Source organism: Pseudomonas sp. PS01297, from assembly GCF_029959305.1.
Taxonomy (GTDB): Bacteria; Pseudomonadota; Gammaproteobacteria; order Pseudomonadales; family Pseudomonadaceae; genus Aquipseudomonas; species Aquipseudomonas helleri.
This window is the reverse complement of record NZ_JASCPQ010000131.1, coordinates 1-12,312: the sequence shown is the minus strand read 5'-3', so window position 1 is coordinate 12,312 and position 12,312 is coordinate 1. Positions and strand designations below refer to the sequence as shown.

Sequence of the window (12,312 nt, the reverse complement as noted above, 5' to 3'; positions counted from 1 at the left end):
AGGTTGCCTCGAGTTCTTTTAAATGATCATAAGTTGGCGAGGCAAGCTCGCTCCTACAGGGGCAGCGTTTATTTCGCCTGGTAGATGATCCCAGGGCTGCACTGGACCATCTGGTAGTGCTCCGGCAAGCCGTTCAGCGCTTCGGAGGCCCCCAAAAACAGGTAACCACCCGGTTTCAGGGTGCTGTGGATGCGCAGCAGGATGTCTTTTTTCACGTCGGCCGAGAAGTAGATCAATACGTTGCGGCAGAACACGACATCGAATTTGCCGAACCCGGCGTAACTGTCCAGCAGGTTGAAGGGGCGGAACTCGACCCGGCTTTTGATCGGCGCCTTGATCATCCAGCGCCCCGGCCCTTTGGGCTCGAAGTAACGCTGCAAGCGCTCTTGCGACAAGCCGCGGCCGATGGCCAGGTTGTCGTATTCGCCGCTTTTGCAGATGTTGAGCATCGAACTGGACAGTTCGGTGGCAACGATTTGCACGCCCGCTTTCAATTGCCCCAGGTTGCTGCGCTCGAACTCATCAATCGCCATCGACAGCGAGTACGGTTCCTGCCCCGACGAGCACGCCGCCGACCAGATGCGCAGGCGCTGGCCCGGATGGGCCTTGATCAGTTCGGGCAGGACTTTGTTTTTCAGCACTTCAAAGGGGTAGGTGTCACGAAACCACAGGGTTTCGTTGGTGGTCATGGCATCGACCACCTGCTCGCGCAAGCCACTGCGCGGCTGGCTCTGGATGCGCTGAATCAGCTCGCCCAGGGTTTTGATCCCCTGCTGTTCCATCAGTTTGTTAAGACGGCTGGAGACCAGGTATTGCTTGTTTTCACCGAGCAAAATGCCACAGGCTTTTTCCAGGAAGACCCGGAATTGTTCAAAATCCAAATTAGCCGTCGACAAGTGATCGTGCCTCTAAAAACCTATTGATCGCCACGGGCATTGCCCCTAGCTGTGATCTGCTGCCTTGATCCGGTCGACAACCCGGGATGCCAGGTCATCAGGGCGGAACTTGGCCAAAAAGTCATCCGCACCGACTTTCTTGACCATCGCCTGATTGAAAACACCGGACAACGACGTATGCAGAATGATGTGCAAGTCTTTCATCCGCGGATCGTTACGGATCTCGGCGGTCAGGGTGTAGCCGTCCATTTCGGGCATTTCGATGTCCGAAATCATCATCAAAAACTCGTACGCCGGGTCCTTGCCTTGATCAACCAGCGCGCGCAGGTACTCTAGCGCCTGGCGCCCGTCATTGAGTGAAACCACCTCAACCCCCACCGATTGCAGGCAACGAGCGACCTGTTTACGCGCCACCGACGAATCATCCACGGTCAGCACCCGCAACGACAGAGCTTTTTCCTGGGTCTCGACGTCCACCACACCGTGAGAGATGGTTTCCGGTGAGGGCGACACTTCAGCCAGCACTTTTTCAACGTCGATGATTTCGACTAACTGATCGTCCAGTTGAGTCACAGCTGTCAAATAATGGTCACGTCCGGCGCCCTTGGGTGGCGGATGTATAGCTTCCCAATTCATGTTGACGATGCGCTCCACCGAGCGCACCAAAAAGCCCTGAGTCTTGGTGTTGTATTCGGTGATGATCACAAACGGATTGCTCTGGTCTTTCAGAGCGCCCGCGCCGGTGGCCATCGCCAGATCGAGAATCGGGATGGTTGCACCGCGAATGCTGGCCACACCGCACACCACCGGGTGGGATTTGGGCATCAACGTCAACTTGGGGCATTGCAGCACCTCACGAACCTTGAACACGTTGATCCCGTAAAGCTGCGGCCCATCCAGACGAAACAGCAACAGCTCCAGGCGGTTTTGCCCGACCAGTTGAGTGCGCTGGTTAACCGCATCCATCACCCCAGCCATACTCAGCTCCTTTAAAATCGTTAAGTTGCGACACGCTGCCCGGTAAACGGCACGGGCTTTGCTATTTATCCGCCATGAAGCCGAAAACGACAAAAACCTGCCACCGATCACGCTTTCAGCCCTTGCGTCGCTGCGCACTGCGCCTGCTCGCGCCCGTGTGCCTGCTGAGTGTAGGCACACCTGCCGGTGCCGACACGTTTACCTCACCTGACCAGCTTATCGGCGTGACCCAGGGGTTTCTTGAGTTCACCGTCGAAGACTATTTGGCCACGGGGCAAATTGAGGGCCGCTACGAGATCCAGGTCAATCAGCTAGACCCGCGCGTGCGCCTGGCGCATTGCGACAAGGATTTGACAGCCACCCTCGAAAGCCCTGCCCAGCCCATGGGCCGCGTGACGGTCAGGGTACGCTGTGAAGGTAGCTCGCCGTGGACCATCTTTGTACCGGCACAGGTCAAGTTATTCCGAGATGTGGTCACGGTCACGCATCCACTCAAGCGCGGGGCGATTATCGACTATGGTGATGTGACCTTGCGCGAGCGCGATGTCGGCCTGATCAGCCAGGGGTATCTCACCGCCGTGGAGTTGGCGGTGGGGCAAAAACTGCTGCGCCCGGTGGTTTCCGACCAAGTGCTGACACTCACGCACCTGGAGCAGGCCGCAACGGTGCGCAAGGGTGACCACGTGATTATCAGTGCCCGCAGTGGCACATTAAGTGTCAAAATGCCCGGCGAAGCGCTGTCCGATGGCGGCCTCAGCGAGCAGATCCGGGTTAAAAACCTGAATTCTAACCGGATCATCAAGGCCCGCGTGACGGCGCCAGGTCAGGTTGAAGTCGCGTTGTAGAGCGCTTGGTGTGTTTCTCTCAGCCGGCGTTGACACAGATCAGTACAGCGTTGTGTGAAGCTATGATTAATCGGGCCTAAAGTTTTCTCGGGTTTGGCCGAAAACAAGGCAAGCGTCCAAATACCCAGAGGTTTTTCGTTATGGTTATCGACTTTAGTCGTCTCAACAGCGCCCCGCCCCTGCCCGGCAGCACGCGCAGCAACGCCAACCAGGAAGCAGGCAGCGCCACGCAAGCGGCCCCTGCAGCCAAAACCGCTGAAAACACCGGCACCGAAGCCGCGAGCGGGGAATCTGTGCACCTGAGCCCGCAAGCTCAACAGTTGCAGAAAGTCAGCGATTCGCTGCGCGATCAGCCAGTGGTCAACAAAGAACGTGTGGCCGCGTTGAAACAAGCCATTGCCGAGGGCAGTTACACCGTCGACAGCAACAAGGTTGCCGGCAAACTGCTGAATATCGAAGCCGAGCGCTAGGCCCAGGGCCGGTGCCAGGCTTTTGGACGCCTAATTCCTAGAGCCCGACATGCACGACGAGAATCTGCTGCAACTGATCAATGACGACCTGGCACCTGCCGAGCAACTGCTGGGCCTGTTGCAGGACGAATCTGTCGCCCTCAAGGGGCGCGACATGGTGCTGCTGGAAAACATTCTGGCGCGCAAGCATTCATTGGTTATCTTGCTGGAGCAGCATGGCCGCAAACGCAGCGAAATCCTTGCCAGCCTCGGCTTGCCGACCAATCGCAGCGGCCTCGAAAGCCTTGCCAGCCACTCCAGCGTCGGCGATCAATTGCTCAGCCAAAGCGAGTTGCTGAACCAGTTGCTGGCTCAGTGCCACGCCGCCAACCAGGCGAACGGCCAGTCGATCCAGACCCAACAGGCGATCACCGCCAACCAACTGCGCATCCTCCACGGCGGCGAAACGCCATCGTTGTACGACGCGCGCGGCACCACCTCGCTCCTCAACAAACACCGCGCTTACAGCCAGGCCTGAGCCTGCACTATCTACACCCGCAGCATGATGGCAGAATGCCCTTTTTTGCGTGTTGCCGTTTTTTGTCTGGAGATTGACGACCCGTGCTAGATGCCCAAGATGCTCCGCAACCGCCCAAGGTGCTGACGACGCCGATGGAGATCGCCTCAAATTTGCGGATGCTGCAAGAGAGCCATGACCCGCTGATCATCACCTTCAACGACCGTACCCAACGTTTTCAGAGCTACATGGTGGACGTAGACCGTGACAACCAGCTCATGACCCTGGACGAAATGGTCCCACGGGACGGCGAGCGTTTTCTGGCGGCAGGCATTCCTTTTCGGGTCGAAGGTTTCCACGACGGCGTGCGCATTGCCTGGGAATGCAACACCCCGCTGAGCATCGACGACAGCGGCCCGCACCGTTGCTATCACGGCGCGTTGCCCAAAGAAGTGATCTACCACCAGCGCCGCAATGCGTTCCGCGCGGCCCTGAAACTGGCGCACCTGGTGGACGTCAACGTGGCGGGCGACAAGCTCGGCAAAGCCATCAAGGGCAAATTGCTGGACGTGTCAGCCACCGGCTGCAAATTGCGTTTTGAGGGCGACATCAGCGAGCTCATCCAGCTGGGCCAGGTGTACGAGCGCTTCAGCGCCGCCCTGCCCTTTGGCCACATGACCACCCCGGTCGAGTTGCGCCATCTGTACTTCGAAGAGCGGCTGAACATCACCTTTGCCGGCATGCGCTTTCACAACATCAGCGGTGCGGTTCAGCGCCAGGTCGAGCGGTTTGTTTACCAGTTGCAGCGCGATGCCCGCCGGTTCGACAAGGATGACGATTTTTACTGAGTGCCCGGCCTGATCTTGCCCGCGATCTTTTGATGTTTAAAAGATCGCGAGGCAAGCTCGCTCCTACAGTTTTGGGTCGACCTCGGGGCCGCCGAACTCCGGGGCTACTTCAGGCTCGATTTCTGGCTCAATTTCTGGCTCGACTCCTTCCACCATTTGCTCCTGCACCACCTGCTCATCGACCCGCGGGTCAAGCGCTGCGGCCAAGGGCGAGGTGGACATGCTGTCGGGCATGGCAACGTGTTGCAGCGGTGCGTCGTCGACCTGGTGCAGGTTGGTGACCGCGTTCGGGCGAATGCGCCACACCAGAATCAGGCTGGTGAAGCTGAAAAACGCATACAGCATATGGCTGCCCAGCACTTTCATCAGCACCCCGGCCACCAGCGGGCCAACGCTGGCACCCACGCCGTAGGTAACCAGAAGCATGGCGGTCAGCGACACCCGGCGCTCGCCTTCGATGTGGTCGTTGGCGAAGGCCACCGCCAGCGGGTAGATGCAAAACTGCAGCAATGCGCTCAAGAACCCCGCCACAAACAGCACCTCGACAGGCACTTGCGGGAAGATCGCCAGCGGCAACGCCGCCGCACACAGCAACAGCGCAAACACGCGAATCAGCAGTGGCCGGTCATAGCGGTCCGACAACCAGCCCAGCGGCCATTGCGCCAGCAACCCGGCAAAAATACAGCAACCCATGTACCAACCGACCAGCTCGGTAGACAACCCTTGCTGCGAGGCGTAAAGCGGCGCCAGGCCGTAGAACGCACCAATCAACAGGCCTGCGCCCATCACCGCGATCAGCGATTGCGGCACCCGCTTGATAAAGAATTTAGGGTCCATGGGTGCGGGCCGCAACGGCGCCGGGTGGATGCGCCGGGTCATGGCCACCGGCACCAGACACAAGGCAAAACACATGGCTACGAGCATCAGCAGTTCAAGGCCCAGTTGCGGGTGAACCACCAGAATCAGTTGCCCGAGCACCAGCCCCAGGTACGAGGCGATCATGTACAGGCTGAACACCACGCCGCGCTGTTTGGCGTCGGCCTGCTCGTTAAGCCAGCTCTCGATAACCATGTACTGGCACATCATGCCGAGGCCGACGATCAGACGCAGCAGCAGCCAGATCGGCAGCCAGTCGGTCAACCCGTGGCACAACACCGCCGCGCCGACGATCCCGGCGCAGGTCGCATACGCCCGGATATGCCCCACGCGGGCAATTAGCCGGTGCCCAAGCTTGCCGCCCAGCACCAGGCCAAAATAGTTGGCCGCCATCAAGGCACCGACCCATAAGCCGTCGACGTCATCGGCGGCCAGGCGCAACGCCAGGTAGGTGCTCAACAAACCTGAGCCGATCAACATCATCAGCGAGGCAAAATACAACGCTCGAAACGACTTCCAGATTTGGCGCATTGGCTTTCCGTACGGCTCCTTGTGCATGGTCCATGGATTCAAACAGGCAGTGGCGACCTGAACGACTAAGCCCAAGCCACCAAAATACGCAGTACACCTTCAAAAAAACAAGTAGTCGCTGCCGCAGGCTGCGAAGGGTTGCAGCGCAACCCGTTTCTCAAACCCTCCAGCACCTCCCTGTTACCCCACCTCTGGATACCACCCCCGGACGTGAGATACATTCAAGCCGCGATCTACCAAAACAGCAGCCCCTCAACCGACAAAGGGTGCCACTTGAATAAAAATCAAAAATTGCGAACCTTCGACCTGATCCGTGAAGCGGTACTGCCTGAGTACCGCGACCGTGTAGACGACTACCTGACCTTGTACGAGCACGCGTTGCATGCTGAACCTGCCGACGCCGAGAAGTTGCATGCCATGGCCCATGAGCTTAAAGGCTACCTGCGCGGCCTCAACACCACCCGCGTGATCGGCATGGCCGATTTTGAAGCACTCGACCGCCGCGTCACCGAATCCTGGCTGGAAGTTGAGCCTTACTGAGCGTTGCGGCTGAAGATGCGGATCACTTCATCCAGATGCTCGGCCATGGCCTGACGCGCTGCCTGCGGGTCATGTTGCTCCAGTGCCTGGAGCACGCGCCGGTGCTCGTCCTCCGAGCGGTGCGGCATGTCATCTGAGGTGTAGTGGCTTTGCAGGCGCTGGAACATGCTGCCGTAGCTGTGCCCCAGCAAGTGCTGAATCATCAATGCGTAGGCCGGGTTGTCCGACGCCTGGGCAATGCGGATATGAAACAAGCGGTCGCCGGGGTGCGTGTGCGAACCCTCGCGGTTGTCTTGTACGTTGCGCTCAAACGCTTCGCGGATCCCGGCGAGTTCTTCATCGCTGGCGTTCACGGCCGCCAGCGCCGCCGCTTCGGGCTCGATCAAGCGCCGCGCCTGGAGCAAGGCGAACGGCGGGATCTCGGCGCTGAAATCCACGGCAATGCCCAGCTCAGGGTCCAGTTCGCGCCATTGATCACGGGTGGCCTGGGCCATCACCGGCTCATTGGACACCGCCTGCACCGGCGGCTCACACACCAACACACCATTGCCAACGCGCACATCCACCAGGCCGATCACTTCCAGGGCAATCATTGCTTCACGCACCGATGCCCGGCTCACGCCCAATAACTTGGCCAATTCGCGTTCGGCGGGTAGCCGACTGCCCGGCGGGAATTCACCGCTGTCGATCAAGGCCCGCAACTGATCGGCGATCTGCCGATAAAGTCTTTGGTTATCAATAACTTGGAATGGCATCGTGAAATTGGCTCTGGTCTGTGCAACGGCTCGCGAGCGCTTTTTGGAAAAAAAGTCACTTGTTGAAGCGTGAGGTGCATGCTAAAAAAGGTTCAATGGCCTGACCATTGGATGGATAACGTACAGGGATCATAGCTAAAAACGTATCCCGACGCTGCGTCGTTTTGCCAGTTGCTACGCCCGCAATGGCCTGACCATTAGTCCAAAAGACACAATGGCGAAGGGTTCAGGCCAACAATAAAAACAATCACATCGTTACGGAGTACCCATGGATCTTTCCGGCAAACGCGTGCTGATCACGGCCGCAGCCCAAGGCATTGGCCACGCCAGTGTCCAGGCATACCTCGCCGCTGGCGCCGAAGTCTTCGCCGCCGACATCAATGCTGGCGCCCTCGACGCTCTTACAGGCGCTCACAAAATTGTTCTGGACGTCACCGATGCCGCCGCCATTGAACGCCTGGCCAACGAGCTTGGCCCGCTGGATGTGCTGTTCAACTGCGCAGGTGTGGTGCACAGCGGCAACATCCTGGAATGCAGCGAAAAAGACTGGAACTTCGCCCTCGACCTCAACGTTACCGCCATGTACCGCATGATCCGCGCCTTCTTGCCGGGCATGCTGAGCAACGGCGGCGGCTCGATCATCAACATGGCCTCGGTGGCCTCCAGCGTCAAAGGCGTGCCAAACCGCTTTGCTTACTGCGCCAGCAAAGGCGCGGTGATCGGCCTGACCCGCTCGGTGGCGGCAGACTTTGTCAGCCAGAACATCCGTTGCAACGCCATCTGCCCCGGCACCGTTGACTCCCCTTCCCTGCGCCAGCGCATCCGCGAGCAAGCCGAACGCGAAGGCCGCAGCGTGGACGAGGTGTACGCCGCCTTCGCCGCCCGCCAACCCATGGGCCGCATCGGCACCGCCGAAGAAATCGCCCAATTGGCCCTGTACCTGGGTTCAAGCGCCAGCGGCTTCACCACCGGCACCGCACAAATCATTGATGGCGGCTGGAGCAACTGACAGCCCTTTTTTGACTGTGTGGGAGCGGGCTTGCTCGCGATGCTGGCGACTCGGTTTGTCTGAAGCATTGCGCTGAGGCAATCGCGAGCAAGCCCGCTCCCACACATGTGATTACCTATTTCGAGGACTCTTTATGAAACTGCTGCGCTACGGCGAAAAAGGCCAGGAACGTCCCGCTCTGCTCGATAACAACGGTGATCTGCGTGACTTGTCCGCAGTGGTCACGGATATCGCAGGCGACACCCTCAGCCCGCAAAGCATTGCCCGCCTGCAAGACATCGACCCGGCCACCCTGCCGCTCGTCCAAGGCTCGCCACGGATCGGCGCCTGCGTCGGCCAGGTCGGCAAGTTCATCTGCATCGGTCTCAACTACGCCGACCACGCCGCCGAAACCGGTGCCGCCATCCCGGCTGAGCCGGTGGTGTTCAACAAGTGGACCAGCGCCATCGTCGGCCCGAACGACAACGTCGAAATCCCGCGCAATTCCCGCAAGACCGACTGGGAAGTCGAACTGGGTGTGGTCATCGGCAAAGGCGGCCGCTACATCAGCGAAAGCGACGCGCTGGAACACGTGGTCGGGTATTGCGTGATCAACGATGTGTCCGAGCGCGAGTTCCAGCTGGAACTGGGCGGCACCTGGGACAAAGGCAAAGGCTGCGACACCTTCGGTCCGCTCGGCCCATGGCTGGTGACCCGCGATGAAATCGCCGACCCGCACCAGCTCGACCTGTGGCTGGAAGTCGACGGCAAGCGTTATCAAAACGGCAACACGCGCACGATGATTTTCCAGATCCCTAAAATCGTCAGCTACCTCAGCCAGTTCATGAGCCTGCAACCCGGCGACGTGATCTCTACCGGCACCCCGCCCGGCGTCGGCCTGGGCGTCAAACCAGACCCTGTGTACCTGCGTGCGGGCCAGCACATCCGCCTGGGCATCAGCGGCCTGGGTGAACAAAACCAACGCACCGTCGACGCCGAATAAGCCGGAGAACGCCATGACTACCATTACTGCTGTACGGGTTGAAGACATTCGCTTCCCCACTTCGCAATCGCTGGACGGCTCGGACGCGATGAACCCGGACCCGGATTACTCCGCGGCCTACGTCATCCTCGAAACCGACACCCCGAACCTCGAAGGCCACGGCCTGACGTTTACCATCGGCCGTGGCAACGAGATCTGCTGCGCTTCGATCAAAGCCCTCGCGGGCCTGATGGTCGGCCTCAAGCTTGAGTGGATCGCCGAAGACATGGGCCGCTTCTGGCGCTACGTGACCAGCGACAGCCAACTGCGCTGGATCGGCCCGGACAAGGGCGCCATCCACTTGGCCACCGGGGCGGTGGTCAACGCCGCCTGGGACCTCTGGGCCAAGGCCGAAGGCAAGCCGGTGTGGCGTCTGGTGGCCGACATGAGCCCTGAACAACTGGTGCGCTGCATTGATTTTCGTTACATCACCGACTGCATCACCCCCGACGAAGCCCTGACCCTGCTGCGCGAGCGCGCCCACGGCAAAGCCGAGCGCCTGGCCCTGCTCGAAGCTAAAGGTTACCCGTGCTACACCACCTCGGCCGGCTGGCTGGGCTACGCCGACGAGAAGCTGCGTCGCTTGTGCCAGGAAGCCGTCGACGCGGGCTTCTCGCACATCAAATTAAAAGTCGGCCACGACCTGCAAGACGATATCCGCCGCGTGCGCATTGCCCGCGAAGTGATCGGCCCGGACCGCAAGCTGATGATCGACGCCAACCAGGTCTGGGAAGTCGACGCGGCTATCGACTGGGTGCGTGAGCTGTCGTTCGCCCAGCCGTGGTTTATCGAAGAACCGACCAGCCCGGACGATGTCGAAGGCCACCGCAAAATCCGCCTGGGCGTCAGCCCGGTCAAGGTCGCCACCGGCGAAATGTGCCAGAACCGCATCGTCTTCAAGCAACTGATCATGCGCGAAGCGATCGACGTGGTGCAGATCGACGCCTGCCGCCTGGGCGGGGTCAACGAAGTGCTGGCCGTCATGCTGATGGCCGCCAAATACAACTTGCCGGTCTGCCCGCATGCCGGTGGCGTGGGCCTGTGCGAGTACGTGCAGCACCTGTCGATGATCGACTACCTGTGCATCGCCGCCACCCACGAAGGCCGTGTGGTGGAGTTTGTCGACCACCTGCACGAACACTTCGAAGACCCCTGCGTGATCCGCGACGCCGCCTACATGCCGCCACAGGCGCCGGGCTTCTCGATCCAGATGAAAGCCGCCTCCCGTGAGCAGTACCGCTATCGGGGTTGAACCAGCGTTTTGAAGGGACGGAGTACAACAACAATGTCGTCCACACAGCCACCACGCCTGGATGCGCATCAGCACTTCTGGCGGTATGACGCAGCTGGTTACCCGTGGATCAGCCACGACATGCCCGGCTTGCGCCGCGACTTTATGCCCGACGACCTGCGCCCTTTGCTCGATCAGGCCGGGCTCGACGGCTGCATTGCCGTGCAAGCCCGCGCCTGCGAAAGCGAGACGGACTGGCTGTTGCAGTTGGCCGGGCAATACCCGTGGATTCGCGCCGTGGTGGGCTGGGTCGACCTGTGCGCCGCCGACCTTGAACACTCACTGGAACGCTGGGCGCAGGTCTCGGTGCTGCGCGGGTTTCGTCATCAGTTGCAAGACGAACCCGCGCCTGCCGCGTTCATGCAACGGGCCGACTTCAACCGTGGCCTGGCGACGTTACAGCGCCAGGGCAAGGTCTATGAAGTGCTGATCAAGGCCTGCGACCTGAGCGCCGCGACGCAGCTGTGCCAGCGCCATGACCAGCATCACCTGGTGCTCGACCACCTCGCCAAGCCAAACGTGCAGGCCAACAACCTGCGCCAATGGGCTGAGCAACTGGCGCCGCTGGCCGCGCTGCCGCATGTCAGTTGCAAATTGTCGGGGCTGGCGACCGAGGCCGATTGGCAGCACTGGCAGCCCGAGCAACTGACTCCGTACCTGGACACCGCACTGCGCCTGTTCGGCCCTGAACGCTTGATGTTCGGTTCCGACTGGCCGGTGTGCCTGCTGGCCAGCGACTACCGCACCACCCACACCCTGGTCGACAGCGTATTGCAGCACCTGAGCGCCGCTGAACAAGCGGCGATCCGGGGCGCCAACGCCTGCTCCCTCTACGGGCTTGAAGGAGTGACACGATGAATCTGCATCTGCAAGACAAGGTCTTTATCGTCACCGGCGGCGGCTCCGGCATTGGCGCCGCCATCTCCCTGGGGCTGGCCGATGAGGGCGCGATCCCGGTGATTTTCGGCCACAGCCCGCTGTCAGATGAACTCGCCCGGCAACTGGATCAACGCGGCGCACAAAGCCTGTTTGTGCAGGTCGAACTGCGCGACGAAGACGCCTGCCGCGCCGCTGTCGCCAGCGTGCTGCAACGCTTCGGGCGCATCGACGGGCTGGTCAACAATGCCGGCGTCAATGACAGCGTGGGCCTGGACGCCGGGCGCTCGGCCTTTGTCGAGTCGCTGGAAAAAAACCTCATCCACTACTACCTCATGACCCACCTGTGCGTCGATGCGCTCAAGGCCAGCCGTGGCTCCATCGTCAATATCAGCTCCAAAACCGCCCTCACCGGCCAGGGCGGCACCAGCGGCTACACCGCCGCCAAAGGCGCGCAACTGTCGCTGACCCGCGAGTGGGCCACCTCGTTGCTGGCCGATGGCGTGCGGGTTAACGCAGTCATCCCGGCCGAGGTCATGACCCCGCTGTACGAGCGCTGGATCAACAGCTTCGACGACCCGCAGGCCAAGCTGGCGAGCATCGTCGAGAAAATCCCCCTCGGCCAGCGCATGACTACTTCAGAAGAAATCGCCGACAGCGTGCTGTTCCTGTTATCCCCCCGTGCCTCCCACACCACCGGGCAATGGCTGGTGGTCGACGGCGGCTACACCCACCTGGACCGGGCACTGACATGAGCCACCCATGCACTGCCCCTGTGGGAGCGGGCTTGCTCGCGATACAGGCGACGCGCGCTGCCTGATCCACCGCACAGATGCCATCGCGAGCAAGCCGGCTCCCACAAGAAATGATCCATGCAAGT

14 protein-coding genes are annotated in these 12,312 nt (G+C 60.6%); 10 read left to right on the top strand and 4 right to left on the bottom strand.

Translation table 11 applies throughout. From position 1 onward, the window contains the following. Window positions 1-68: 68 nt before the first annotated feature. Window positions 69-896, bottom strand: coding sequence for a protein-glutamate O-methyltransferase CheR (gene cheR, locus QMX84_RS24350; protein WP_282364984.1), 828 nt, complete (start codon window positions 894-896; stop codon window positions 69-71). Between the two features lie 45 nt (window positions 897-941). Next, a complete protein-coding gene (locus tag QMX84_RS24345) occupies window positions 942-1,874 on the bottom strand; it encodes a chemotaxis protein CheV (RefSeq protein ID WP_282364983.1) in 933 nt (310 codons plus the stop codon). A 74-nt stretch (window positions 1,875-1,948) separates the two neighbouring features. On the opposite strand from QMX84_RS24345, the gene flgA reads away from it, so the two are divergent. The 4 genes from flgA to QMX84_RS24325 all read left to right on the top strand — a co-directional run bounded on the left by flgA (window position 1,949) and on the right by QMX84_RS24325 (window position 4,533). Next, window positions 1,949-2,719 (top strand): flagellar basal body P-ring formation chaperone FlgA, encoded by a 771-nt coding sequence (gene flgA / locus QMX84_RS24340; protein WP_178113871.1) that lies wholly within the window; start codon window positions 1,949-1,951, stop codon window positions 2,717-2,719. A gap of 140 nt (window positions 2,720-2,859) precedes the next feature. Next, window positions 2,860-3,189, top strand: coding sequence for a flagellar biosynthesis anti-sigma factor FlgM (flgM, locus tag QMX84_RS24335; protein WP_048370670.1), 330 nt, complete (start codon window positions 2,860-2,862; stop codon window positions 3,187-3,189). A 49-nt stretch (window positions 3,190-3,238) separates the two neighbouring features. Continuing rightward, the gene (locus QMX84_RS24330) at window positions 3,239-3,706 is read left to right on the top strand and encodes a flagellar protein FlgN (RefSeq protein ID WP_048370672.1); all 468 of its coding nucleotides are present in this window, start codon (window positions 3,239-3,241) and stop codon (window positions 3,704-3,706) included. Between the two features lie 134 nt (window positions 3,707-3,840). Beyond that, entirely contained in the window at window positions 3,841-4,533 is a 693-nt protein-coding gene (locus QMX84_RS24325) for a flagellar brake protein (RefSeq protein ID WP_153330132.1), read from the top strand. Between the two features lie 63 nt (window positions 4,534-4,596). Here the strand turns inward: QMX84_RS24325 and QMX84_RS24320 are convergent, their stop codons facing one another. Next, the gene (locus QMX84_RS24320; protein WP_282364982.1) at window positions 4,597-5,940 is read right to left on the bottom strand and encodes an MFS transporter; all 1,344 of its coding nucleotides are present in this window, start codon (window positions 5,938-5,940) and stop codon (window positions 4,597-4,599) included. A 273-nt stretch (window positions 5,941-6,213) separates the two neighbouring features. Here QMX84_RS24320 and QMX84_RS24315 point away from each other — a divergent pair, with 273 nt between their 5' ends. Then, a complete protein-coding gene (locus QMX84_RS24315; RefSeq protein ID WP_048370819.1) occupies window positions 6,214-6,480 on the top strand; it encodes a hypothetical protein in 267 nt (88 codons plus the stop codon). Here QMX84_RS24315 and QMX84_RS24310 read toward each other — a convergent pair. Further along, on the bottom strand, window positions 6,474-7,235 hold the full coding sequence (locus QMX84_RS24310; RefSeq protein WP_048370678.1) for a FadR/GntR family transcriptional regulator: 762 nt from the start codon (window positions 7,233-7,235) through the stop codon (window positions 6,474-6,476). The two genes, QMX84_RS24315 and QMX84_RS24310, sit on opposite strands and share 7 nt — an antisense overlap. Before the next feature lie 268 nt (window positions 7,236-7,503). On the opposite strand from QMX84_RS24310, the gene QMX84_RS24305 reads away from it, so the two are divergent. The 5 genes from QMX84_RS24305 to QMX84_RS24285 all read left to right on the top strand — a co-directional run bounded on the left by QMX84_RS24305 (window position 7,504) and on the right by QMX84_RS24285 (window position 12,187). After that, the gene (locus tag QMX84_RS24305) at window positions 7,504-8,244 is read left to right on the top strand and encodes an SDR family oxidoreductase (RefSeq protein WP_153391087.1); all 741 of its coding nucleotides are present in this window, start codon (window positions 7,504-7,506) and stop codon (window positions 8,242-8,244) included. A gap of 133 nt (window positions 8,245-8,377) precedes the next feature. Further along, entirely contained in the window at window positions 8,378-9,226 is an 849-nt protein-coding gene (locus QMX84_RS24300; RefSeq protein WP_282364981.1) for a fumarylacetoacetate hydrolase family protein, read from the top strand. Window positions 9,227-9,239: 13 nt separating this feature from the next. Continuing rightward, window positions 9,240-10,517 (top strand): L-fuconate dehydratase, encoded by a 1,278-nt coding sequence (locus QMX84_RS24295; protein WP_048370685.1) that lies wholly within the window; start codon window positions 9,240-9,242, stop codon window positions 10,515-10,517. Between the two features lie 33 nt (window positions 10,518-10,550). Further along, complete coding sequence (locus QMX84_RS24290; protein WP_282364980.1) at window positions 10,551-11,414, top strand: amidohydrolase family protein; 864 nt, start codon at window positions 10,551-10,553, stop codon at window positions 11,412-11,414. Then, on the top strand, window positions 11,411-12,187 hold the full coding sequence (locus QMX84_RS24285) for an SDR family oxidoreductase (protein ID WP_282364979.1): 777 nt from the start codon (window positions 11,411-11,413) through the stop codon (window positions 12,185-12,187). Before QMX84_RS24290 ends, QMX84_RS24285 begins: the two co-directional genes overlap by 4 nt. Window positions 12,188-12,312 lie beyond the last annotated feature (125 nt).

What these genes read in the sequence shown, in the direction of transcription:
- QMX84_RS24320 (WP_282364982.1), bottom strand. Translation starts at nt 5,940, where the DNA reads ATGCGCCAAATCTGGAAGTCGTTTCGAGCGTTGTATTTTGCCTCGCTG.
- QMX84_RS24295 (WP_048370685.1), top strand. Translation starts at nt 9,240, where the DNA reads ATGACTACCATTACTGCTGTACGGGTTGAAGACATTCGCTTCCCCACT.
- QMX84_RS24305 (WP_153391087.1), top strand. Translation starts at nt 7,504, where the DNA reads ATGGATCTTTCCGGCAAACGCGTGCTGATCACGGCCGCAGCCCAAGGC.
- QMX84_RS24330 (WP_048370672.1), top strand. Translation starts at nt 3,239, where the DNA reads ATGCACGACGAGAATCTGCTGCAACTGATCAATGACGACCTGGCACCT.
- QMX84_RS24300 (WP_282364981.1), top strand. Translation starts at nt 8,378, where the DNA reads ATGAAACTGCTGCGCTACGGCGAAAAAGGCCAGGAACGTCCCGCTCTG.
- QMX84_RS24345 (WP_282364983.1), bottom strand. Translation starts at nt 1,874, where the DNA reads ATGGCTGGGGTGATGGATGCGGTTAACCAGCGCACTCAACTGGTCGGG.
- QMX84_RS24285 (WP_282364979.1), top strand. Translation starts at nt 11,411, where the DNA reads ATGAATCTGCATCTGCAAGACAAGGTCTTTATCGTCACCGGCGGCGGC.
- QMX84_RS24325 (WP_153330132.1), top strand. Translation starts at nt 3,841, where the DNA reads ATGGAGATCGCCTCAAATTTGCGGATGCTGCAAGAGAGCCATGACCCG.
- flgA (WP_178113871.1), top strand. Translation starts at nt 1,949, where the DNA reads ATGAAGCCGAAAACGACAAAAACCTGCCACCGATCACGCTTTCAGCCC.
- QMX84_RS24290 (WP_282364980.1), top strand. Translation starts at nt 10,551, where the DNA reads ATGTCGTCCACACAGCCACCACGCCTGGATGCGCATCAGCACTTCTGG.
- flgM (WP_048370670.1), top strand. Translation starts at nt 2,860, where the DNA reads ATGGTTATCGACTTTAGTCGTCTCAACAGCGCCCCGCCCCTGCCCGGC.
- QMX84_RS24310 (WP_048370678.1), bottom strand. Translation starts at nt 7,235, where the DNA reads ATGCCATTCCAAGTTATTGATAACCAAAGACTTTATCGGCAGATCGCC.